At 35.5% G+C, this 23390-nt stretch carries 19 protein-coding genes and 1 pseudogene; 8 read left to right on the top strand and 12 right to left on the bottom strand.

The features are described from left to right. Nucleotides 1-75 precede the first annotated feature (75 nt). On the top strand, nucleotides 76-1635 hold the full coding sequence (locus GQN54_RS00135) for a DHHW family protein (protein WP_160630745.1): 1560 nt from the start codon (nucleotides 76-78) through the stop codon (nucleotides 1633-1635). Nucleotides 1636-1640: 5 nt separating this feature from the next. On the opposite strand, the gene GQN54_RS00130 is transcribed toward GQN54_RS00135, so the two are convergent. From GQN54_RS00130 to GQN54_RS00100, 7 genes are all read right to left on the bottom strand, one after another. Further along, on the bottom strand, nucleotides 1641-3527 hold the full coding sequence (locus GQN54_RS00130; protein ID WP_160630743.1) for a glycosyltransferase family 2 protein: 1887 nt from the start codon (nucleotides 3525-3527) through the stop codon (nucleotides 1641-1643). Nucleotides 3528-3548: 21 nt separating this feature from the next. Then, nucleotides 3549-4316, bottom strand: coding sequence for an ABC transporter ATP-binding protein (locus tag GQN54_RS00125; RefSeq protein ID WP_160630741.1), 768 nt, complete (start codon nucleotides 4314-4316; stop codon nucleotides 3549-3551). Nucleotides 4317-4319: 3 nt separating this feature from the next. After that, nucleotides 4320-5105, bottom strand: a complete 786-nt coding sequence (locus GQN54_RS00120) for an ABC transporter permease (RefSeq protein ID WP_160630739.1) — start codon at nucleotides 5103-5105, stop codon at nucleotides 4320-4322. A gap of 84 nt (nucleotides 5106-5189) precedes the next feature. After that, entirely contained in the window at nucleotides 5190-6410 is a 1221-nt protein-coding gene (locus GQN54_RS00115; protein ID WP_160630738.1) for an O-antigen ligase family protein, read from the bottom strand. Between the two features lie 14 nt (nucleotides 6411-6424). Further along, entirely contained in the window at nucleotides 6425-7552 is a 1128-nt protein-coding gene (locus GQN54_RS00110) for a glycosyltransferase (protein WP_160630736.1), read from the bottom strand. 93 nt (nucleotides 7553-7645) lie between these two features. Continuing rightward, nucleotides 7646-8713: a glycosyltransferase family 4 protein gene (locus tag GQN54_RS00105; protein WP_160630734.1), complete on the bottom strand. Its 1068-nt coding sequence runs from the start codon at nucleotides 8711-8713 to the stop codon at nucleotides 7646-7648. 132 nt (nucleotides 8714-8845) lie between these two features. Further along, nucleotides 8846-9634 carry an SDR family oxidoreductase gene (locus GQN54_RS00100; protein WP_160630732.1) on the bottom strand — a complete coding sequence of 263 codons (789 nt, stop codon included), beginning with the start codon at nucleotides 9632-9634 and terminating at the stop codon, nucleotides 8846-8848. A gap of 120 nt (nucleotides 9635-9754) precedes the next feature. Between GQN54_RS00100 and GQN54_RS00095 the strand changes: the two genes are divergently transcribed. The 3 genes from GQN54_RS00095 (at nucleotide 9755) to GQN54_RS00085 (ending at nucleotide 13322) form a co-directional block, all read left to right on the top strand. Beyond that, entirely contained in the window at nucleotides 9755-10279 is a 525-nt protein-coding gene (locus tag GQN54_RS00095; RefSeq protein WP_160630730.1) for a 3-hydroxyanthranilate 3,4-dioxygenase, read from the top strand. 3 nt (nucleotides 10280-10282) lie between these two features. Further along, nucleotides 10283-11299, top strand: a complete 1017-nt coding sequence (locus GQN54_RS00090) for an amidohydrolase family protein (protein ID WP_160630728.1) — start codon at nucleotides 10283-10285, stop codon at nucleotides 11297-11299. A gap of 121 nt (nucleotides 11300-11420) precedes the next feature. Then, the gene (locus tag GQN54_RS00085) at nucleotides 11421-13322 is read left to right on the top strand and encodes an amidophosphoribosyltransferase (RefSeq protein WP_160630726.1); all 1902 of its coding nucleotides are present in this window, start codon (nucleotides 11421-11423) and stop codon (nucleotides 13320-13322) included. A 65-nt stretch (nucleotides 13323-13387) separates the two neighbouring features. On the opposite strand, the gene GQN54_RS00080 is transcribed toward GQN54_RS00085, so the two are convergent. The 5 genes and pseudogenes from GQN54_RS00080 to trhO form a co-directional block, all read right to left on the bottom strand. Then, the gene (locus tag GQN54_RS00080) at nucleotides 13388-14101 is read right to left on the bottom strand and encodes a GIN domain-containing protein (protein WP_160630724.1); all 714 of its coding nucleotides are present in this window, start codon (nucleotides 14099-14101) and stop codon (nucleotides 13388-13390) included. 205 nt (nucleotides 14102-14306) lie between these two features. After that, nucleotides 14307-15467, bottom strand: coding sequence for a 4-hydroxyphenylpyruvate dioxygenase (gene hppD, locus GQN54_RS00075; protein WP_160630722.1), 1161 nt, complete (start codon nucleotides 15465-15467; stop codon nucleotides 14307-14309). Nucleotides 15468-15516: 49 nt separating this feature from the next. Further along, a pseudogene (locus GQN54_RS00070) lies at nucleotides 15517-15879 on the bottom strand (four helix bundle protein). Between the two features lie 196 nt (nucleotides 15880-16075). After that, entirely contained in the window at nucleotides 16076-17233 is a 1158-nt protein-coding gene (locus GQN54_RS00065; RefSeq protein WP_160630720.1) for a homogentisate 1,2-dioxygenase, read from the bottom strand. Nucleotides 17234-17270: 37 nt separating this feature from the next. Further along, the gene (gene trhO, locus GQN54_RS00060; RefSeq protein ID WP_235932931.1) at nucleotides 17271-18269 is read right to left on the bottom strand and encodes an oxygen-dependent tRNA uridine(34) hydroxylase TrhO; all 999 of its coding nucleotides are present in this window, start codon (nucleotides 18267-18269) and stop codon (nucleotides 17271-17273) included. A 296-nt stretch (nucleotides 18270-18565) separates the two neighbouring features. On the opposite strand from trhO, the gene GQN54_RS00055 reads away from it, so the two are divergent. The 4 genes from GQN54_RS00055 (at nucleotide 18566) to GQN54_RS00040 (ending at nucleotide 22972) form a co-directional block, all read left to right on the top strand. After that, nucleotides 18566-19507 carry an NAD-dependent epimerase/dehydratase family protein gene (locus GQN54_RS00055; RefSeq protein WP_160630716.1) on the top strand — a complete coding sequence of 314 codons (942 nt, stop codon included), beginning with the start codon at nucleotides 18566-18568 and terminating at the stop codon, nucleotides 19505-19507. Nucleotides 19508-19579: 72 nt separating this feature from the next. Next, nucleotides 19580-20443: a toxin-antitoxin system YwqK family antitoxin gene (locus GQN54_RS00050; protein WP_160630714.1), complete on the top strand. Its 864-nt coding sequence runs from the start codon at nucleotides 19580-19582 to the stop codon at nucleotides 20441-20443. Nucleotides 20444-20499: 56 nt separating this feature from the next. Further along, nucleotides 20500-21987, top strand: a complete 1488-nt coding sequence (cysS, locus tag GQN54_RS00045) for a cysteine--tRNA ligase (RefSeq protein WP_160630712.1) — start codon at nucleotides 20500-20502, stop codon at nucleotides 21985-21987. Continuing rightward, complete coding sequence (locus GQN54_RS00040; RefSeq protein WP_160630710.1) at nucleotides 21977-22972, top strand: M28 family peptidase; 996 nt, start codon at nucleotides 21977-21979, stop codon at nucleotides 22970-22972. Before cysS ends, GQN54_RS00040 begins: the two co-directional genes overlap by 11 nt. Nucleotides 22973-23390: the final 418 nt, after the last annotated feature.

Here is a 23390-nt window from a genome sequence, read left to right as displayed (position 1 = left end):
TTATGTTATTCTACAGTTTTCTATATTCTTTATACGTCAACGGTATCGAAGACCAAGATTAATTACCAATTAATCATGGATGTGTCAAAACAAGCGACTATAAAGCATTCTATTAATATAGCTCCTGGTCAAATAGGTGCGCTCGTTTCAGAGAAACCCCTTCAAGTAGGGTTGAATAGACTGGTTATTCCTAGACCATCAGATAAAGAGGTTTTATCATTAAATATATTATTTGAAGACGAGTTAGATATTGTTGTAAAGGGGTTTGAATTAGAGGGTTTATTTGGCACGATTACTATTCCAAAAGAAAAGTTATTTTCTGCTATTAGAATTTCTAAATCAGACTTGACTAATCCTACTCCAGCTAAATACATTGAGGAAGGAATTCTTGTCTCATTAAATAATCAAATGACCACTTTTACTATAAAGAATACCATATTTAGAAATTTGGACTTTCATTTGTTTTATTGGCAAAAATTCATTGCTATTATTGCTGCATTGCTCGTTTTTATTGTGTTACTAACTTTATATTTTTTAGGTAAACTATCATTAAACATAAAATACAATGCTAATTTTTGTTTAACTTTTATAACCTTCCTTTTCACTCCATTAATTACTCCAAAAGATAATAGATCACGAGAGAATAGAGAATTGGCCTCTTTCCCTGATTTAAATGTTAACATTTGGAGAATTCCGAAAAATTTTGATAAATATTATAATGATCATTTTCCGTTTAGAAATGAATTAAGGTTCATTGGGAATTATGTTAAATTTCATGCTTTTAATATGAGTCCAAAGCCTGATGTAGTAAGGATAGGAAAAGAAGGTTGGCTCTTTAACGCTGCAGAGGATGTTGTTCAATTAAATCGGGGAGCAGTGCTCTATAGTAATGATCAATTAGATAAAATAAAAAGCAGTTTAGAAGCAAAGGCTACTTTATTAGAACAATATGGAATTGCATATTACCTGGTTATTCCACCAATGAAACATAGAGTTTATCCTGAATATTTGCCAAACAGCTTGAAACAAGTTTCCAATACAACAAAATGGAAACAATTAATAAATTATCTAAAGGAAAACTCTTTTATTCGACTAATTGATCCCTATGAAACATTAGTGCATCTCAAAAAAGACCACATAGTGTATTATCAAACTGATACTCACTGGAATAGGCTGGGTGCGTTTTACGTTTATCAATTAATCATTAATCGTATCCGAGAAGACTTTCCTCAAATTTCACCAACATTATCGATTCAGGATTTTATTGTGGAAACTAAAGTTGATTCTTCAGGAGACTTGGTGGGATTAATTGATATGAAGAATACTTTTGCTCGAACCACTTATTATCTAACTCCTAAAAATAGTTCAGAGCATGTATTATTAAATATAGGAGTAAATATGGAAGGAGAATCAAACTTTATGTATTACATACATGAAAACAAGAATCAACCTAGGATGTTACTGTATAGAGATTCATATAGTGAGTATTTGCGCAGCCATCTAGCTGAACACTTTAGTTATTCTGGTATAGTTTGGGGTAATCGTTTAAACGATAAAAGAATTCTCCAAGAAAAACCAGACATAATCATTCATGAGATGATGGAACGCTTTATAGATGACTTACTAGTGGAGTAAGTATATTATAGAACAACGTCAGGCTCAAAGTGTGTGGTAATCAGAGATAAATTCGGGTTGTAAAATGGGTCATTATCAATATAACTCTGCCACTTCTTTTTAAAGTATTTTACTTCGCTTAAATGACGTTTATAGGACTCCTTGGTCGCATAAGGATGACCTCGTGTCAAAGATTCGTAATGGTATAATACTACATCTGGATTAAAAAGATTGTAATATCCTTTTTCAATTAATTTTAAGCAAAAGTCCACATCATTATACTCAACAGCCAGTTGTTCATCAAAACCACCAACAGCAAGGTATTTGCTCTTCTCTACCATTAAGCAAGCAGCAGTTACCGCACTATAATTGGTGACAGAAGTTAAATAGTAAAAATATCCTGGATCATCTTTTTTTGCTCCTATAAAGGTGTGCCCTGCAACTCCTCCAATTCCCAATACCACGCCTCCATGCTGAACTGTATCGTTAGGATATAGTAGTTTCACTCCTACGGCTCCTATGGATTTTCTTTGAGCATGATGAATCATTTGTTCTATCCAGTCATTCTGGATAACTTCAGTGTCGTTATTGAGCAATAGTATAAAATCACCACTGGCATGAGCCACTCCATCATTCATTAATTTTGAGTAGTTGAAAGGGTAGGGACAGTCCAATAATTGAAATTGTTCACCATACTTAGACTTCCAGAGTTTAAAACAATCAAATAAAGCCTTTTCGTTACTGTTGTTGTTAATCAAAATTATTTCAAAATTCTGATATGACGTCTTTTCAAAAATGGAATGGATGCAAGTGGTTAAAACCTCAGAGTTGTTATATGTTGGTATGATTATACTCACTTTCGGTGTATTTTCTAGGGCATAACTGATTCTATAAAATCCAGGCTTTCCACTCTGGAGGCTAGCGATACCATTTATATTTCTCCTCTGCAGTGCTTCGTTTAAAGCCTTTACACCACTTAAAAAAGAGTAGTCTTTTGCCTCTTCATTCATTGCAGTACTCTTGTCATGCATTCGCCAATGATAAAGAATTTTTGGTATTCTGTGTATTTGTTGTGAAATCTCTGTAGCCCGGAGTAAAAGATCGTAGTCCTGGCTCCCTTCGAAACCAAGTCGGAAGCCGTTCAGTTGGTCTACAATCGACTTTTTTATACCTACAAAATGGCCGATATAATTTCTAGATAAAAAGGTGTCTGGGCTCCAACTGGGTTTAAAGTTGGGCTGTGTATACCTACCTTTTTCTGTTATTTTATCTTCATCTGAATAAATAATATCTAAAGAGGAATCTAAATTTAGTGCATCTGCGAATTGAAACAACGCATCTTTTGTCAATAAGTCATCATGATCCATAAAGCAGATAAAGTCTCCTGTTGCTAACTCTAAGGCTGAATTGCTACAAGCAGAAATATGTCCATTTTCAGTTCTATAAATCACTTTAAATTTTGGATTTTTTTCTAGCTCACGCAAATAGGAAAGTAAACCTTCTTCTTTAGAATTGTCGTCGGCAATGCATACCTCCCAATTAGAGTATAGTTGATTATTTATTGATTCTATGGCTTGTTTAAAATGATTTAAGTTGGATCGGAATACAGGAATAACAATCGAAAATTTTGGCTGATGAGTAAATTGTTTTTCCTTTTTTTCAAATGCTTCGAAATCCTTTTTTTTGGGCATGTTTTTTCTTCTCCATTTAGCATAAACTAAATCTTCTGTTTGAGGTCCTCCAAAATATTTTCGCCATATGTAGCGAAAGACTTTTCCTGCAAAACGGATCATTTTTTTGAATCCATCTACTGAGAAAAAAAATACTACAAAACGATGAAAACTCCACTTTTCATGAGATTGCATAAAGGTTTGTCTTCCGACTACCTCTCGAACTTTGCTTACTATTCCCAAAAGACTTTATTTTTAGATGTATTAGTTTTTCTTTCTTGCCATTTCTAATTCATACAGATCAGAAATTTCTTCAATTGACCCTACCTTTAATACTTTACCATCCTTTATGAAGCAAGCTCTTTTACAGATACTTTTGATATCTTCTAGGTGGTGAGAAACATAAATAATAGTGCTCCCATTTTTTCTAATTTCTTCAATTCGTTGTGCACATTTTTGTTTAAACCCCAAATCTCCAACTGTAAGAGCTTCATCAACAATTAAAATTTCAGGGTCTTTAGCAACGGTTATCGAAAAAGCCAGACGCGCAAGCATACCTTGTGAGTATCTCTTCACTTGAGAGTTTATGTCATATTCGCTTAACTCAGAAAACGCTATGATGTCTTGTAGGGATTGTTTGATTTCTTTTTGAGTTAATCCCATTAAAGTTCCTAGAAGTTTAATGTTTTCTAAGCCTGTTAATTCTGGCTCTAAGCCAACACCTAAAGCCATCATTGGAGCAACTTTTCCATTTACAGTTAAGGTTCCTTTATTGGGTTTCATTATTCCTGAGATTGCCCTTAAAAAAGTACTTTTCCCTGATCCGTTTCGCCCCATTATTCCAAAACATTCTCCTTTATATATGGTTAAGCTGAAGTCATTTAAAACTTCTTTGTTTTCAAACAATTTTCTAATTCCCATGGTTAGTAAGAAGTCCTTAAAATTATTAATTCCATGCTTCGTCACTAAAAAACCAACGGATAGATTTTTAGCTTCAATAATAACTTCTTTATTCTGATTGTCTGCTTCCATCAATTAGTAATTAGAAATAAATCCTTTTTCTAGTTTTTTAAAGACAAGTAATCCCACACCAAAAAAGAAGGCCGTAATACAAATAACTAAGCTCCATTGATATAAATCAGGGATTTGGTTATAATACAAAATAGTTCTAAATAACTCCATGAAATGATATAGTGGATTTAACTTAATTAAAAGCTGGAACTGTTCTGGAACTAGTTTAGTAGAATAAGCGATAGGTGTGAAGTAAAACAATGCAGGAGTTAATGAGGTGTATAAAAGACCAACATCTCTAAAGTACACATTAAACGCACATACAAATAGACCAATTCCTAGGGTAAAAAGTGCAAATAAAAGCATCGCGAAAAAGATGAACAGAGTTTCAAATCCAATAGAAGCATCAAAAACAACCATCAGTATACCAAAAGGAATAAAGGAGAAAAGTAAATTGATGATGGAGGTAACAACCTCAGAAATTGGTAAAGCAATTGTTTCTACTTTAAGAGACTTGAGAACTCCTCTACTATTTATTACAGAGTTAATGGCAGTTGTGGTGGCGTTACTGTAAAAATTCCAAAATATTAAGCCAGTTAGGGCATAAAGTGGATAATTTTCTAAATCAGGGAATGCCTTACTAAAGATAAATGTGAAAATGGCTAAATAAAGTAACGGAGTTAGCAGGCTCCACATAAAACCAAGTATAGAATTCTTATACCTTAGTTTCAGATTTTTTAATGAAAGTATCCAAACTAAGTTCGTAAAGTGTGAGATTTTAGATGTGTTTGATATATAAGAAGTTTTCAAATTTTTAAATCTAGAAAGTATGCAAAGTTATTGATATTCTGTAGAAGCTGAAAGCCTGTCTTAACGATTGATTAAAAAGTACTTTCATTCTAACTTCTTCTGTTTATTTATCCATAGATAATGAGAAACGAATAGACAGTTAAAAAAAACAAAGAAAACCACGCCGTGTTGTCGATTAAGTAGATTCTCAGTTAGTAAGCAAATAGCAATAAACAATTTAAAAAATAGAAGAAGCGCAAATTGAGGTTTAATAAGGTGTTGAGAAGGGTAGATAAGAATTATAATAAACATAATGAGTCCGAGAATACCTAGGCCAAGTATTATGTCAAAATATTGATTGTGTGTGTTATATCCGGTCTCCGAAAGTTCTTTATTATTGAATGAATCGTAACAACTGTTTAAACTATATTGGATGTGGTCTAATCCAACTCCTCTTAGCCAGTTTTCAGAAACTAGTTTATTCGAACAAACTAGAATGCTTCTTCTAAGATTAGATGAGTTTACTGAACTTTCATTTTCCGTAATTTCATGTGAGTTTATCGCTTCTTCAAATCGGTTTCCAACGCCTGGAATAAAAAAGATTGCAGCTAAAAGTATCGCTAAACATGAAAGAAGAATTAGGGTTCCTCTTTTCCAGTTTTTTAATATTTCGACAATTATAACACCTACAAAAAAGGCAATAATAGGTGCTCGTGCTACTAGTAATAAAACGATTACAGAGAGTGTTAAAATTTGAAAAGCTTGAATTACGACCTTGATTTTCTTGTTTTTTAAAATGATTCTTAATCCATATCCCTTTAGCTCAATGTAGATAGAAAATAGATAAAAGATACTTAAGTAAGTTGAATGAACGCCTAACGTCTTCTCTGTAAAAGTCCGAACGGCGTAGGTAAATGATTCTGTGGTAATTAAATTAGAGTTTTTTATTACAGCAGGAATTAATTGCGCTGCCAGATAAAGAGCAGATATTAAACAAGCTAATTGAAAGGCAAGTAGAGCTATTTTTATCTCTTTGGCAGAGATCGGTTTACGCCTTAAAAAGAAACCGAGTGGAAAAATGAAAAAGGATAGTTTAATTTCAAGTGCAGCAGAAGCCTCTCTACTGAATTCTGAAAACAAATAACCTATGGTATATAGGACAAACATTGAAGCGATAATAATGCACCACTTTAAATTTTGTTTAAAAGGGTGTTCATTATTTTGAAAAGCTTCATATATAGCACTGATAAACCAAAAGCCAATAAAGTAAGTAGTAGCTTTTCTATCCAAAACCAAAGCGAACATCAAAGCAATGGTTGTAATCAAAAAAAGATTGTTTTTTAGGAGTGATCTTTTAAGCACTGATTTATAACTTTAGTGAATTCACGAGCAAATCGCTCATTATTAAATGAAGTAGCATATTTATGAATTGCTTCAGGTGCCCATAAATTAGTTAGCTCAAATTGATCGATAGCTTTTATAATAGCTTCAGGTGTTTGCTCGTAAAAGTATATGGCTGTTTTGTTTTCTAGTGTAGTTTCTAAAACTCCTCCTTTTGCATAAGCTATCACAGGTGTGCCACAAGCTTGAGCCTCTACCGGGGCAATTCCAAAATCTTCGTAGGAGGAATTAATAAATGCCTTAGCATTTCCTAAAACTCTTGAAAAGTCGGCTTGCTCAAGGTAACCTAAAATTTCAATATTCTTAGATCCTTTAGCTAGCTGTTTTAATTTCACTAGTTCAGGACCGTCACCAATTACTTTAAGTCTTTTACCGGGAAGCTTTTTAAAAGCTTGTATTGCGAGTTCAACTTTTTTATAGGGAACCAAACGTGATGCAGATACATAATAATCCTCTTTTTGAGTGACTAACTTAAATTTGTCAGTAAATAATGGTGGATATACGACTATGGAATCTCTTCTGTATACTTTTTTAATCCTTTTGGCAATATTTTCCGAATTTGCAACAAATGTATCTACCCTATTGCTTGAAATGACATCCCATTGTCTCAACTTAGAGATGTAATGGCGCATAAAATAAGCCAAAGGGAAATTGGACCATTTTGTTTTAGGGATGTAGCTGAAATACAAATCCCATAAATATCGCATCGGACTATGACAATAACATACGTGAATTTGGTTAGAGTGAGTCAACACTCCTTTTGCTACTGCGTAGGAAGAAGATATAATTAAATCATAATGAGTTAAGTCTATCTGTTCAATTGCATAGGGAAACCAAGGAAGATAATACCTGTAATATTTCTTAGCAAAAGGAAATTTTTGAATTATAGAGGTGTTACTTTTCTTACCATTTAAAATGGTTGCTCTATCTGTATCGGATAAAAAGTCAATAAGGCTAAATATGTCTGCACTAGGATACATATTGATGATTTCTCGACATACTTTTTCTGCACCACCATCTACTGTGAACCAATCATGAACTATTGCAACCTTTAACTTTTTTTCCATTTAACATTTTGTAGTTGTACAGCCTTCCAAATTAATGTTTTTGGTTAGAATTGAGCAAAGAATTTGGTCATGGATTACACTTTTAGAATTAATCTAAATTAAAGCCTCCACACGATCGCTTACTATTTTTGCAGCATTCCAGTAAGAATATTTTTCATTGAGCTCATTCATTTTTTCAATGGATAGAGCTTCATATTCATTGTTTATTATTTTTTCAATACCTGATTTGATATCCTCAATACTATTGGGGTCAGCAAAGGTTGCCACGTCATGATATAATTCTCTAAAAACTTCAATATCGGATAGGATTATGGGGCAGTTTGCATTAAGAGCTTCGAGAGGAGGAATCCCAAAACCTTCGTAGAATGAAGGGTAGATAAGTGCTTTGGCTCCCTTGTAGAGTTCTTGAAGTTTTTCGTCATCAATATCCGTGTGAAAGATGAGATTAAATCGGTATTCTTTTGCATCAATTTTAACGGTATTAAAATTAGCTTCAGATCGACCAATTACTCTTAAATCAAAATCTGAGTTTTCAAGCAATTGCATGGCAGCGAGAACATTATTCAGATTTTTCCTAGGGTTTTTTCCACCCATTGCTAAAAAATAAGGACGTTTATCATCTTTTTTCCGATTTTTTTTAGCGTTTTGAAATATGAGAGGAAGACCATTATATACTACGTGAATGTTGTCACCATTCTGATTAAAATACTTCTGAATATCTGATTTTACAGTATTGCTAACTGTTAAAATCATTTTTGCTTTCTTTATGGTTTTTGGAATTAAAAAATTATAAAAGGTTCTAAATGCAAATGAAAACCACTCAGGATGCTTTATAAAGGCCAGATCATGTAATGTAATTACTGATTCTGAATAATAAAGGGGTGAAGTGTTACATAAATTAAGCAATATTGGATTTCCCTTTTGTTTCAAAAAACGGGGTAATTCAATTTGCTCCCAGAGATGCCCCTCTAAAGAGCCAATAGTTTGGTTTTTAAACTTTTTAGATAAATCCTTATGAAGGACATTTTTTGGTGAAACTAACTTGACCTTTAGATCGAGTTTGAATAATTCTTCGCATAACTCAATTGCAAAGCGTTGAACTCCCGTAACTGGTTGAGTTAAAAATCTGCCATTGATGTATATGGTTTTGCTTTTATTCATTCAAATTGAACTAATATAGGTACAAATATAACGGTGAAAAAAAGTAATTTATGTAGGGTATTATACGGATATATGCTGGGTCAAAATATTTTCAGTGTAGACAATAATATTGATGTGCTAATTTATATTCATTTACAAACTACCCGTTCGTCCACCGTCTACAGGAATGTTAATTCCATTGATGTAGCTAGCTGCTGGTGAAGCTAAAAATGCAGCTGCATTGGCTACTTCTTCTGGTTGTGCTACTCTATTCATCGGAACTTGAGCCTCCATACCTTTCATAACATCTGCTTCTGCTTTTCCTGTTTTTGATGCTTTATTACTTACAATTTGACTCAATCGCTCTGTAGCAGTAGCACCAGGTAATACATTGTTTACCGTAATGCCATATTTACCCAATTCATTGGCCATAGTTTTCGACCAGTTTCCTACGGCTCCACGAACCGTATTAGATACGCCCAAGCCTGTTAAAGGAATTTTTACTGAAGTAGAAATGATGTTGATTATTCGGCCGTATCCAGAATCAATCATCCCTTGTTTTACAGCAGTTGCTAATATATGGTTGTTGATCAAGTGCATTGAAAATGCCGCTTCAAATTCTTCTGTTGAAGCATTTTCTATTGGCCCTGCAGGAGGTCCACCTGTATTGTTGATTAAGATATTTATTGTTTTTCCACCTGCCAAATAGTTTTCTATCGCTTGTCGAACTTGAGCTGTTTGGCTAAAGTCGGCTACAATGTATTCGTGAGTTTGATTGGTGTTAGATGGTAATTCAGAAAGTACTGTTTTTAGTTTGTCTTCATTACGAGCTAGTAAAGTAACGCTTGCGCCCATGCTAGCTAATTCCATGGCAATGGCTTTTCCGATTCCTGCGGTGCTTCCGCTAACTAATGCTCTTCTATTTGTTAAGTCTAAATTCATCTGCTTTCTTTTTAGTGCTGCTAAATTAGCTATTCCAAATAGCATTCTCAAAAGTTGTGGCTAGCTTTGTAAAACTTCAAAAACTTATTACCTTAGAAGACCATTAAAAATAGAATAATCATGGCAATCAGACGACCTTTTAATTTTCAAAAATGGATAGACGAACACCGTCATTTATTAAAGCCTCCCGTAGGAAATAAATTGGTGTATGAAGATGCGGAATTTATAGTGATGGTAGTTGGTGGGCCAAACGCTCGAAAAGATTATCATTGGGAAGAAGGGGAAGAGTTTTTCTATCAGTTGGAAGGAGATATTATTGTAAAAATCCAAGAAGATGGAAAGGCAGTAGAAGTACCAATTAAGGAAGGAGAAATATTCTTATTGCCAGCACGTGTCCCTCATTCACCAATTCGTTCTGAAGGGTCTATTGGATTGGTTATTGAGCGAAAGCGAATCAATGGAGAAAAGGATGGATTGCTATGGTTTTGCGATAATTGCAATACTAAGCTATTTGATGAATACTTTGTTTTAAATAGCATAGAAAAAGATTTTATTCCTGTATTCCGTAAGTTTTACGGATCTGAAGAGTTAAGAACCTGCAAGGAATGTGGGACAGTTATGGAAGTAGATGAAAGGTTTGTATAAGATATGGCAGAATTGCTCACAATAGATATTCACACACACATTTTACCTGAAAACATTCCCAACTTTCGAGAGAAGTTTGGATATGGAGGGTTTATCCACCTCGATCATCATAAGCCTTGTTGCGCTCGTATGATGATGGACAATAAATTTTTTAGAGAGATCGAAGATAATTGTTGGTCGGCAGAAGCGCGCATTAAAGAATGTGGACACCAACATGTAGATGTTCAGGTGTTGTCTACTGTTCCTGTTATGTTTAGTTATTGGGCAAAACCTTATGACTGCTTAGAAGTTTCTAAGTTTTTGAACGACCACATTGCAGATATAGTCGTTCGATACCCGAAACGTTTCATAGGGTTAGGAACTGTTCCAATGCAAGATGCTGAACTAGCAATTGAAGAATTAAAACGATGTAAAGAAATAGGTTTAAAAGGTATACAAATAGGGAGTCATGTTAATGACTGGAATTTGAGTTCACCAAAATTATTCCCCATTTTTGAGGCCGCACAAGATTTAGAAATGTCCATTTTTGTGCACCCTTGGGACATGATGGGTAAAGATAAAATGGAGCGTTATTGGTTGCCCTGGTTAGTTGGAATGCCAGCGGAAACTTCTTTAGCCATTTGTTCTATGATTTTTGGGGGCGTATTCGAGAGGCTTCCTCAGTTAAAAGTGGCTTTTGCTCATGGTGGTGGCTCATTTCCTGCGACTATAGGTAGAGTAGAACACGGATTTAATGTTCGTCCTGATTTATGTGCGATTGATAACAATGTAAACCCAAGAGATTATTTAGGGAAATTTTATATTGATTCCTTGGTCCATGATCCCCATGCTTTGGATTTTGTGATTAAAACAATGGGTGAAGATTTTGTCGCTTTGGGAACAGATTACCCTTTTCCTTTAGGAGAATTGGAGCCAGGAAAATTAATAAAGAGCATGCCCTATTCCAATGAATTAAAAGGAAAGTTGTTGTCAGACAACGCCCTTAATTGGTTAGGCCTAAATAAAGCACAGTTTTTATAAAAAAATAAAGCGCACTTGAGAACTCACGTGCGCTTTATTTTTGGAAGGGAGGTTTCCCTTACATTGGATTTAATCCTAAATTTGCACCTCATATTTTTTAGGGTGCTTAAAAGCAATTTTAATGAGTGATTCAATCAAACACGAGTGCGGAATTGCCCTCGTTCGACTACTAAAACCTCTTGATTATTATCTAGAGAAATACGGCACAGCCACCTACGGAATCAACAAGCTTTATCTATTAATGGAGAAACAGCACAACCGAGGTCAGGATGGTGCAGGAGTTGCCAACATAAAGTTTGATATGCAACCAGGTGAGCGTTATATTAGTCGACACCGCTCCAATAGCAACAAGCCTATACAAGACGTTTTTGATAAGATAAATGGAGCTATCCAGGAGGTTTATGAAAAAGATCCTGAGTTGTTGAAAGACACCGATTGGTTAAAAAAGAATGTAGGTTTTACTGGAGAACTATTTCTAGGTCACTTGAGATATGGGACTTTTGGAAGAAATAGTATAGAAAATTGTCACCCATTTTTACGTCAGAATAACTGGATGACCAGAAACTTAGTAGTAGCTGGTAACTTCAATTTGACCAACGTAGATGAGCTATTTGACTTGTTGGTAAATATTGGGCAGCACCCGAAGGAAATGTCTGATACGGTGACTGTTTTGGAAAAAATTGGGCACTTTTTAGACGAGGAGAATAATAAACTTTTCAAGGAATATAAAACATTGGGCTATTCCAATGAAGAGATATCATCATTGATAGCTAAGAAGATGGATGTACAATCTATTCTAAAAAATGCGGCTCTAGATTGGGATGGCGGATATGCTATGGCAGGTTTGATGGGGCACGGAGATGCTTTTGTGTTGAGAGACCCTTCTGGAATTCGTCCGGCACATTATTACCAAGATGATGAGGTAGTGGTGGTGACTTCAGAGCGACCAGCTATTCAAACTGCTTTCAATGTTCCGTTGGAATCCATTAAAGAAATAAAGCCAGGACATGCATTAATTATTAAAAGGGATGGAACTGTTTCAGAACAATTGGTTCGGGAGCCTTTAGAGGAAAAGCAATGTTCGTTTGAGCGGATTTACTTCTCAAGAGGAAGCGATGCAGATATTTATAAAGAACGTAAAGAATTGGGTCGTTCAATTACTCCAGAAGTGTTGAAAAGCATCGATTACGATGTTGACAACAGTGTGTTTTCTTTTATTCCAAATACGGCAGAAACTGCTTTCTACGGAATGGTGAAAGGGATGGAGGATTACATCAATCAAAACAAGCTGAAAGAAATTAGAGCGCTTGGTCCTGATGCTACAGATGAGCAATTGACAGAAGTGCTTTCTAAGCGAGCCAGAGCAGAAAAGATAGCCATCAAAGATGCGAAACTAAGAACATTTATTACACAAGATAGTGGACGAGATGATTTGGTAGCCCACGTTTATGATGTGACTTACGGCGCAATTGCAATGGGGAAAGACAACTTAGTAGTGATTGATGACTCTATTGTAAGAGGTACTACTTTAAAGCAAAGTATTTTTAGAATTTTGGATCGATTGGGACCAAAAAAGATTGTTATAGTTTCTTCTGCACCTCAGATTCGTTACCCAGATTGCTACGGAATAGACATGGCGAAATTGGGAGATTTTATTGCTTTTGTAGCAGCGATTACTTTGTTGAAAGAACAAGGGAAGGATGCCATTATTACGGACGTTTACAAACGTTGTAAAGCTCAGGTGAACTTGCCAAAGGAAGAAATTCGCAACTATGTAAAGGAGATATATGCACCATTTACAGCGGAAGAGATTTCTGCTAAGATTAGTCAATTGTTACGTCCTGAAGGAATAAAAGCTGAAGTGCAAGTAATTTATCAAACCATTGAAGGATTGCATAAAGCAATTCCAAACCACAAAGGAGATTGGTATTTTACAGGAGATTATCCTACCCCTGGGGGAAACAAGGTGGTAAACAAAAGTTTCATCAATTATATTGAAGGTAAGAACGAAAGAGCCTATTAATAAAGTTGTAGAATGCAAAAAAAATGCTTCACCATTTGGTGAAGCATTTTTTTTTGCACTGAATTTTATAAGCTATAGATGAATTTGCCTTTACCAGATTTATTCATGGTATTAATCATGGGCTTTGATTTACATATTACATCTCCTTTGCTAGAAATGGTTACATCTATTTTACGGAAAGCATCAATATACACATCTTGGGAGCTTGAAGTATTGATAGAAGCGTATTCTACAAATAAATTAACAGCTTCTACCATTGCCTTATCCTCTATATTTAAGTTTAATGTATTGGCCTTTCCTGCTAAACCTATTTTTCCGTAGCCTTTTGAAAATAACTCGATGTTTTTAGCATCCAGTTCCATTAGTATAGAACTGTTACCGATGGCTTCTAACTTACCATTTTCCATAGAGAACAAACCCTCACCAATTATATCTACAGCACCTGAAGCGAAAATGGCATCTATTTTTTGTAACTGTATATGTAGTTGAATTCTATTTTTTCCATCGTATTTATTGCCATGAACTAGTCTTAACTCTCCCTCCTCATTGCTATAACTTACATCCTTAACTACTTCTTCGGGACCTACTATTGTAACCTTTTGAATTGGTGATTCGGTGATGAAAACTTCTACATTTCCATAAATGAAAAGTTTGGTAAAAACTTCTACATTTATTTCTCTTTCAATATCAAACTTATTGTCCTCGATAGGAGTCGAAATTAAGGGTTGAAATAATAAAAGCAGTAATGAAAAAATGGTTAATCGAATTGGAGTGCTCATGTTGTATGTTTTCTAATTTAGAATACAAAACTAGGCACTAAAACTCTTTTCAATTCTAGAATATTCGCCGCTTATCGACCGTATCATGTCATCCACGTAGGTTAAAAGTAAATAGCAGTAACAATAATTCCATTCATCGAATGGTAGGAAATAATAAAGCCTTCCTAACAATTTGTTAAGAAGGCTTTACTAAAAATAATCGATGTTACAACGTACCTCTCTTCATTTGCTCTCTTTCAATGGATTCAAACAATGCTTTGAAATTACCTGCTCCAAATCCTCTTGCTCCCATTCGCTGAATAATTTCAAAGAATAAAGTTGGTCGATCTTCAACAGGCTTTGTAAAGATTTGCAATAAGTAACCTTCCTCATCTGCGTCGATCATTATACCAAGGCTCTTTAATTTCTCAATATCCTCCTTGAGCTCGTGGCTAAATTCTTCTAAACGACCAGGTACTGCTCTATAATACTCGTCCGGCGGAGTCGATAAAAATTCAATTCCTCTAGATCTGAGGTCAGCTACTGTCGTCAAAATATCATCCGTAGCAATAGCGATATGCTGAACACCAGGGCCCTCGTAGAAATCTAAATACTCTTCAATTTGAGAACGCTTTTTACCTTCTGCGGGCTCATTAATAGGGAACTTAATTCGGCCGTTTCCATTACTCATTACCTTACTCATCAAAGCAGAATATTCAGTGTGAATTTGTTTGTCATCGAATGATAAGAAGTTCACAAATCCCATAACATCTTCATACCACTTTACCCAAATATTCATCTCGTTCCAACCCACATTTCCAACCATATGATCGATGTATTTCAATCCTGTTGGAGCTGGATTGTAGTCAGATTCCCATTTTTGGAAACCAGGTAAAAATTGTCCATTGTAGTTTTTACGCTCTACAAACATATGGACTGTTTCACCATAAGTATAGATTCCTGATCTTACAACTTCTCCGTGTTCATCTTTCTCAACAGTTGGCTCCATATAGGATTTAGCTCCTCTAGAAGTCGTTTCTTCCCATGATTTAGTTGCATCTTCTACCCATAGAGCTACCACTTTCACACCGTCACCATGTTTCACAATATGGTCGTTAATTGGGCTCTTTGAATTCAATGGTGTGGTCAATACCAACCTAATTTTATCCTGCTTTAGCACATAGGAAACTGAATCTTTACTTCCAGTTTCTAATCCTTTGTATGCATAGGATTGGAAGCCGAAGGCTGTCTTGTAAAAATGAGCTGCTTGTTTGGCATTTCCAACGTAAAACTCAACGTAATCTGTACCCATCAATGGCAAGAAGTCTTGAGCACCTTCAAATATTTTCTCTAAACCGTATTCTACTGATTTGATTTCTTTTTTCATATTTTTCTTTTTAGAAGTAAGAAGTTAGATGCAAGAAGCCAGACTAATTCTACAAAGTCATTTGGAATTCCATTGTCATTTTCTGGAACTCAATTAGCTTCTTCTCTATTTCTTTAAACTTTTCTTTTTGTATATAATTTCTTTTTAATGCAATCAATAATTGTGTTTCAAGCTCAAAAGAGGAACCCTAAGAGACATCAATGTAATGTGAGAATGATTTTTCGGTTCTCGAAGAGCTTTCTGCGATATTACTAGGAATAGAAACCGAACACTTACTAATTTGTGAAGTTAAACCAAATTTTTCTTCCTGAGGAAATTCAGTCAATAGTTCAAAAACATCATTTACCATGTCCATACCTAAAATCCATATTTTTAAGTTTTTATAGTTATGTCTTTTTCTATTTTCTGCCATCTAAATTTCTTTACTCATTTGTCTTTTTCCTAACTGCGAAGCGGTCTAACTTTTCGCTTCTAACTGCGAAGCGATCTAACATCTCAATTCTCACAGTGACGTGGTCTAAAATCTTAGACATACAAGCCTCCTCTTTTAAAACCCATAAACCGTACTTACCACATTGCTCTGGCTTGGGCTCCTAATTTATCGTGCATTAGTGTATCCAAGACTTATAGTATTTTCCATCATCTAATTTCATAGCATTCTCAGTTATTTTCAGGGGCTTAAAAGTGTCCACCATAACCGCTAATTCTGCTGTTTCCTTCTGACCTATACTTCTTTCATAAGCACCTGGGTGCGGACCATGAGGGATTCCAGCTTGATGCAGAGTAATTTGCCCTTGATCAATATCATTCCTACTCATAAAGTCACCGTCTACATAGTACAATACTTCATCTGAGTCAATATTGCTATGGTTGTATGGTGCAGGTATGCTGTCTGGGTGATAATCATATAATCTAGGAACAAAAGAACAAATCACAAAGCCAGCAGCTTCAAATGTTTGATGAATAGGAGGTGGTAAATGTATTCTTCCTGTAATTGGTTCAAAGTCGTGAATAGAGAAGGCATATGGATAGTTGTATCCATCCCAACCTTCTACATCGAAAGGATGAGAGGCATATATGTAATCGTGAATTACACCTTCTTTTTTAATTTTGATTAGGAAGTCACCCATCTCGTCATGGGTTTCTAAGTCCTCTGGGGTTCTAATGTCGCGCTCACAGAAAGGGGAGTGTTCCAATAATTGGCCAAACCAATTTCTGTATCGCTTAGGCGTGTATATTGGGCTAAAGGATTCGACAACAAAATGCCGATTATTTTCATCATCAAATTCCATTTGATAAATCATCCCTCTTGGAATTACTAAATAATCTCCATATTTAAAGTCAATATTCCCTAAGAATGTTCTTAGCTTACCACTTCCTTTATGTATAAAAATTACTTCATCGGCATCGGTATTCTTATAAAAATATTCCTTCATCGATTGCTTAGGAGCAGCTAAAGCAACAATTAAATCTGAATTACAAAGCATCGGTTCTCTGCTTTCTAAATAGTCATCAACAGGCTTTACATTAAATCCAATTAACCGCCTTGATTTAAAGTTTTTTTCTACAGCAATCTTTGGCATTACATCCTTGGATCCTAGGTATTCTTTCACCATAGTAGGACGATGTTTGTGGTACATTAAAGTAGACATTCCGTCAAACCCTACAGTACCAAATAGTTGTTCATAATGTAAACTCCCGTCTTCTTTTTTGAAAGTTGTGTGACGTTTGTGTGGTATGTTTCCAAGCTTTCTGTAAAATGGCATAATTTATTTTTTAAAGTAAAAATGTAGGCAAAAAATGCTACACTTTTTGATTTCTTAAATTTTTTAAATTCGGTCTCAAACGGCTTTTATAAACAGAATGGGCATCTGTTTTTAACTTTCCTTTACGTAAGGCTCTTTGCTCTTCCATAGGCAAATTAGCGATAGTTTTACACTCGTCTGTGCAACAACCATCCATTTTTGTAGCGCAAGCCTCACATTGAATAAATAATAGATGACAATCGTCATTAGCGCAGTTAGTATGAGTATCACACGGAGCTCCACACTGGTGGCATTCAGAAATGATTTCGCCTGAAATAGACTCTCCTAATCGTTCGTCAAAAACAAAATTCTTACCCTTAAATTTATTTTCTAATCCTTCGGCTTCAATTTGTCGTGCATAGTCAATAATTCCACCGTGAAGTTGATTCACATCTTTAAAGCCCTTGTGTTTGAAATAAGCTGAGGCTTTTTCGCAACGAATTCCACCGGTGCAATAAAGCAGTAATTTTTTATCTTCTTTTCCTTTCAGCATATCTTCTACCGCGGGCAATTCTTCCTTGAAGGTATCGACATCAGGGCAAATGGCATTCTCAAAATGACCTATTTCACTTTCGTAATGATTACGCATGTCTACCACTATTGTATTTGGATCAGCCAATGCTTCATTAAATTCTCTAGCCGTTAAATGTCGACCTACATTAGTTACGTCAAATGTTCCATCATCCAATCCATCGGCTACAATCTTGTTTCGAACTTTTACTTTTAACTTGTAAAAAGATTTTCCATCATCTTCTACGGCGCGTTTTATAGGCATATTTTCAAAATACTTTCTCGCCTGTAATCGAAGCATAAATTCATCCCAATGGTGCTCAGGAACACTCATTTGGGCATTAATTCCTTCTTGGGCTAAATAAGTTCTCCCAAATACATTTAATGCGGCCCATTCGGCATACAATTCATCACGCAGTTGATGAGGTTGGTCAATTATAACGTATCGATAAAACGAAATCGTGATTCTTTTAAACGTTTCGTTCATTAGCTTTTCTTTTAAAAGCTTTTTGTCATAGATATTAAACAGCTGCATAGTCTAAAATTTGCCCTACAAAGGTACAAAATTCAATAAACAAGTTTATTGAACAAAAGCGTGCTTTGATTCTACCTTTTGGAGATTTAAGTTGACACTTATCTAAACAATTATAGGTCACTAACACAATGCTTTTGGAGTGCGCTATTAGTTCATAGAGCTTGGAAGAGACATTTCTGGTTTTCTAACATTCCCTACTTAAAATCCTACGTTTAATTTAATACTTTTGACCCCAAATTTGACACATCATGGAAGATAAAAGAATATTAGTGATTGGAGCAGGAGGACAAGTGGGACAGGAACTCGTTTTTAATTTAAGGGAAAAACATGGAGCCAACAATGTGGTCTCTTCAGATATTAGAGATTTTGGTGATCAAGCAGGGCCTTTTGAAGTTTTGAATGCTTTAGACAAGGAACGTCTTTTTGAAATTGTTCAACAATACAAAATTACTGATGTGTATCATTTAGCCGCTTTGCTTTCGGCTACCGCTGAAAAGCAGATTGAATTTGCTTGGGATCTAAACATGAATAGTTTGTTTCATGTGTTGAATTTAGCCAAAGATGGGCATATCAATCGAATTTTTTGGCCAAGCTCTATTGCTGTATTTGGTCCCAATACTCCGAGAGAAAATACTCCTCAACACACCACAACTGATCCAACTACAGTTTATGGAATCAGTAAGCTAGCAGGAGAGAGATGGTGTGAATATTACCATCAAAAATTTGGTGTAGATGTAAGAAGTATCCGTTATCCAGGGTTAATTGGTTATAAGACTTTGCCTGGCGGCGGAACTACCGACTATGCGGTAGACATTTATCACCAAGCTTTGAAGTCAGGAAAATATGAGTGCTTTTTAAAAGAGGACGCTTCATTGCCTATGATGTATATGGAAGACGCTATTCGGGCAACCATTGAATTGATGGAGGCTGATGGCAGTAGACTAACCATTAGAAGCAGTTATAATTTAGGTGGAATTAGTTTTAATCCAAAAGAAATTGCTGCCGAAATCAAGAAAATTATTCCAGAATTTGAAATTACTTATCAACCTGACTTTCGTCAAAAAATTGCAGAGAGTTGGCCTTCAAGTATTGATGATTCATTTGCACAGAATGATTGGGATTGGAAAATGGAGTACGATTTAAGAAAGATGTCGGAAGACATGATTAAACAACTTTCAAAGCTGAGTTAATTTTTTCTTTAAATGGTTTTTTTATACATTTAAAAACTCATTTAGATACAACGTTCAACTACCGTCTACATTATGAAGAGATTCTTCCTGATAATTGTTTTAAGTATTTTTGGCTACTCTGCTAATTCACAGTCGTTTGAGTTGCTAAATGGAGACACCATAAACAAGACTGATGTGGCCAATAAGCGACAAGGTTATTGGATAGTGAAAGACAAATCAGGAAAGATAGAGGAAGAAGGGAAGTATGCGGATGGCAGAAAAGTAGGTTTATGGAAAGCCTATTTTGATAATGGGAAATTAAAATCAGAGATTACTTATGTAGGGAGCCGACCGAAGGGGCCTTACAAGTTATATTACGAAAACGGAGTGCTACAAGAAGAAGGAACTTGGGCAAGTACTAAAAATACAGGCTCTTTTAAACGATACCATACCAATGGAAATATAGCTCAAGATTTTAATTTTACAGCAAGTGGTAAAAGAGAAGGGGTTCAAAAATATTTTCATGAAAATGGGCAGCTTCAGATTGAAGGAACATGGGCTGCAGGTCAAGAGAGCGGAGAGCTAAAGGAATACTACGATAATGGAGACTTGAAATCAGTAAAGGTATTTGCGGGCGGTTTAATCGATCGAGAAAACTATGCTGAATACGCTCCTAAAAAACCAATGACCGATCCATTAAAAAAACAGTTGGATGCAGCACCAAACGTAAATGTAAAAGCATCTAAGGAAGAACAACCTAACCAAGGTGGTTTTACAGGTAATGGGTATTATAAATTGTATAACAAGGACATGCAAATTGCTAAGGATGGAGAATTCAAGGATTATCGATTCATCAATGGTAAAATGTATGATTACGACCAAAATGGTTTGCTGGTTAAAATCAAAATCTTTAAAAACGGTCGCTATATTGGAGATGGTGTTATCGAGGATAAATAATTGTTATTTCATTCCTACTTTTGTAGAGAATTAAACAATAACAATCGATTTCACTCATGTCTACACCAATCAAACTTTACAATACCTTAAGTCGAGAAAAAGAGGTTTTTAAACCCATTAACCCGAATAGCATAGGCTTGTATGTTTGCGGCCCTACCGTTTATGGTGACGCCCACCTAGGGCATGCGAAATCATATGTTTCTTTTGATCTGATCTATCGATATCTCAAACATAAATTTCCGCAAGTAAAATATGTTCAAAATATTACGGATGTAGGTCATTTAACGGATGATGCTGACGAAGGAGACGATAAAATTGCTAAGCAATCCAGATTAGAGAAGGTGGATCCAATGGCTGTCGTAGAAAAGTATATGTATAACTATTTTCGCGACATGGACGCCCTTAATGTATTGCGTCCAAACATTTCTCCACGACCTTCAGGTCATATTCCAGAGCAGATTGAAGCTATAGAAGAATTGATCAAAAAGGGATTTGCTTATGAAGTGAATGGTTCGGTGTATTTTGATGTCACAACATACAACAAAGACCATAACTACGGGAAGCTTTCGGGAAGGAAAGTAGAAGAAATGATGGATGGAGCTGCCAACCGATCGCTAAATGCTCAATCTGAAAAGCGTACTCCGCTTGATTTTGCACTGTGGAAAAAGGCAGACGAAACCCATTTAATGCAGTGGAATTCACCTTGGGGAATGGGTTATCCGGGTTGGCATATTGAGTGTACGGTGATGAGTCAAAAATATTTGGGAGATAATTTTGACATTCACGGAGGTGGTTTGGAAAATGCATTCCCACATCATGAGTGCGAAATTGCCCAAGCAGAAGCGAATAAAGATAAGCCATTTGCCAACTATTGGTTGCATAATAATATGGTGACCATTAATGGACAAAAAATGGGAAAATCTTTAGGTAATGGAATTTTCTGCCATGAATTATTTTCTGGAGATAATTTCCAATTAACCCAGCCCTACAGTCCAATGACAATTCGATTTTTTATTTTACAATCGCATTATCGTAGCACATTAGATTTTTCTAATGAGGCACTTGCTGCTGCTGAAAAGGGGATGAGACGTTTAATGAAAGCTGTTGGGTTGTTGAATGATTTAAAGCCGTCAAATGCCTCTACCTTGAATGTAAAAGAATTAGAGGAAAAGCTTTACGCTGCAATGGATGACGACTTTAATTCTCCCATTGCAATCGCTCATTTGTTTGACGCAGCGAAGTGGATAAACCTATTGAAAGAAGGAAAAGAGCAACTGACAGCAGCTGATTTAGAGCAGTTTAAAAAGGTGGTTCATTTATTTGTTTTTGATATTTTAGGGCTAAAACAAGAAGTTTCAGCCGAAGTTGAGGGTGGGAACAATGCGCTAACCAATGCCTTAATGGATTTGGTTTTAGAATTCAGAGCAAGTGCAAAAGAAAATAAAAACTATGCAATGGCTGATCAGATTCGTGATCGATTAAAGGCATTAAACATTCAGATAAAAGACGGGAAAGAAGGAGCCCAATGGGAATATGAGAACTAAATACTTAGCATTTTTTGCTGCAGTTACCTTTTTAGTTGCCTGTGGTGAAGACGATACCAAGAAAGTAGTTGAAAAGTCACCTCTTTCTAAGCCGCCTGTGGAAAAATTGGCTTTGCCAGATTTTAATGCTGACTCTGCCTACCAATTTGTTGCCGATCAGGTAGCCTTTGGACCCAGAGTCCCAAATACTGAAGCACACCGAAAAGCTGCTGAGTATTTAAAAAATCAATTGACCAAATTTGGAGCAACTTTGACCGTTCAGAAAGGAGTAGTAGAAGCCTTTGATGGGACGAAGTTGAATTTTCAAAACATTATTGGTAGTTATTATCCCGAAAAAGTAAATCGGGTGCTACTAATGGCGCATTGGGATACTCGCCCATTTGCCGACCAAGATAAAAAAGATCGTAATAAAGCCATAGCTGGTGCCAATGATGGAGGTAGTGGAGTTGGTGTTTTATTGGAAGTTGCTCGCCAGTTTCAGATTAAGAATCCTACAATTGGTGTAGACATTGTGTTTTTTGATGCAGAGGATTATGGTCAACCTTCAGGCACCATGAACCCCAAACAAGCTACTTGGTGTTTGGGTAGCCAGTACTGGGCAAGAAACCCGCACATTAAGGGTTACACCGCAAAATATGGCATTCTTTTAGACATGGTAGGCGCAGCCAATGCAGTGTTTACTCAAGAATCCATTTCGATGTACTATGCTCCACAAATTGTAGACAAGGTATGGAATGTAGCGGCACGATTGGGCTACAGCAACTACTTTCCTTTTATGCAAACCACCCATGTAGGAGAAGATGATCATTTGTATGTCAATAGATTGGCAAAAATTCCAAGCATAGACATTATTCAATATGACGCCAATACTCGTGCATTTGCCCCACATTGGCACACCCATGACGACAATATGGAGGTGATAGACAAGAATACCCTAAAAGCTGTTGGTCAAGTGGTTTTGGCGACGGTTTATGGTGAGAAGTAGATCTTGGATTATTATTCATAGAATACTTCTAAGTGAAATGGACTTTTTCTAAAATAGGACATTTTTAGATTATTCTAAGAGAAAAGGTTAGAACAAATTTGACGATTTTTAGCCTAATTTTTCAAATATTATTACAAATAATGTATTGAAATTTCAATTCCCATAAGGGTTTCATTGATATGCTATTACAATATCTATTTTTTTAAAGAACTGTCTTGCTTTGTATTAAAGTTTGATTTAATTTTAGAACAACTAACCTCTTAATTTTAAGTCAAATGAAAAAGCTGTCAGTTTTACTATTTTTATTTTCAATTATTTCAATTATTACATTTGCACAAGGGACACAAGTTGTTCACGGGCCAACAACAGTATGTGCAGAAGAAGCTGCTTTTTACAATGCGGTTGTCAGTAATGGAAA

Source organism: Acidiluteibacter ferrifornacis (genome assembly GCF_009909615.1).
GTDB classification, from domain to species: Bacteria; Bacteroidota; Bacteroidia; order Flavobacteriales_E; family Vicingaceae; genus Acidiluteibacter; species Acidiluteibacter ferrifornacis.
This window is presented reverse-complemented; position numbering and strand designations above follow the sequence as displayed.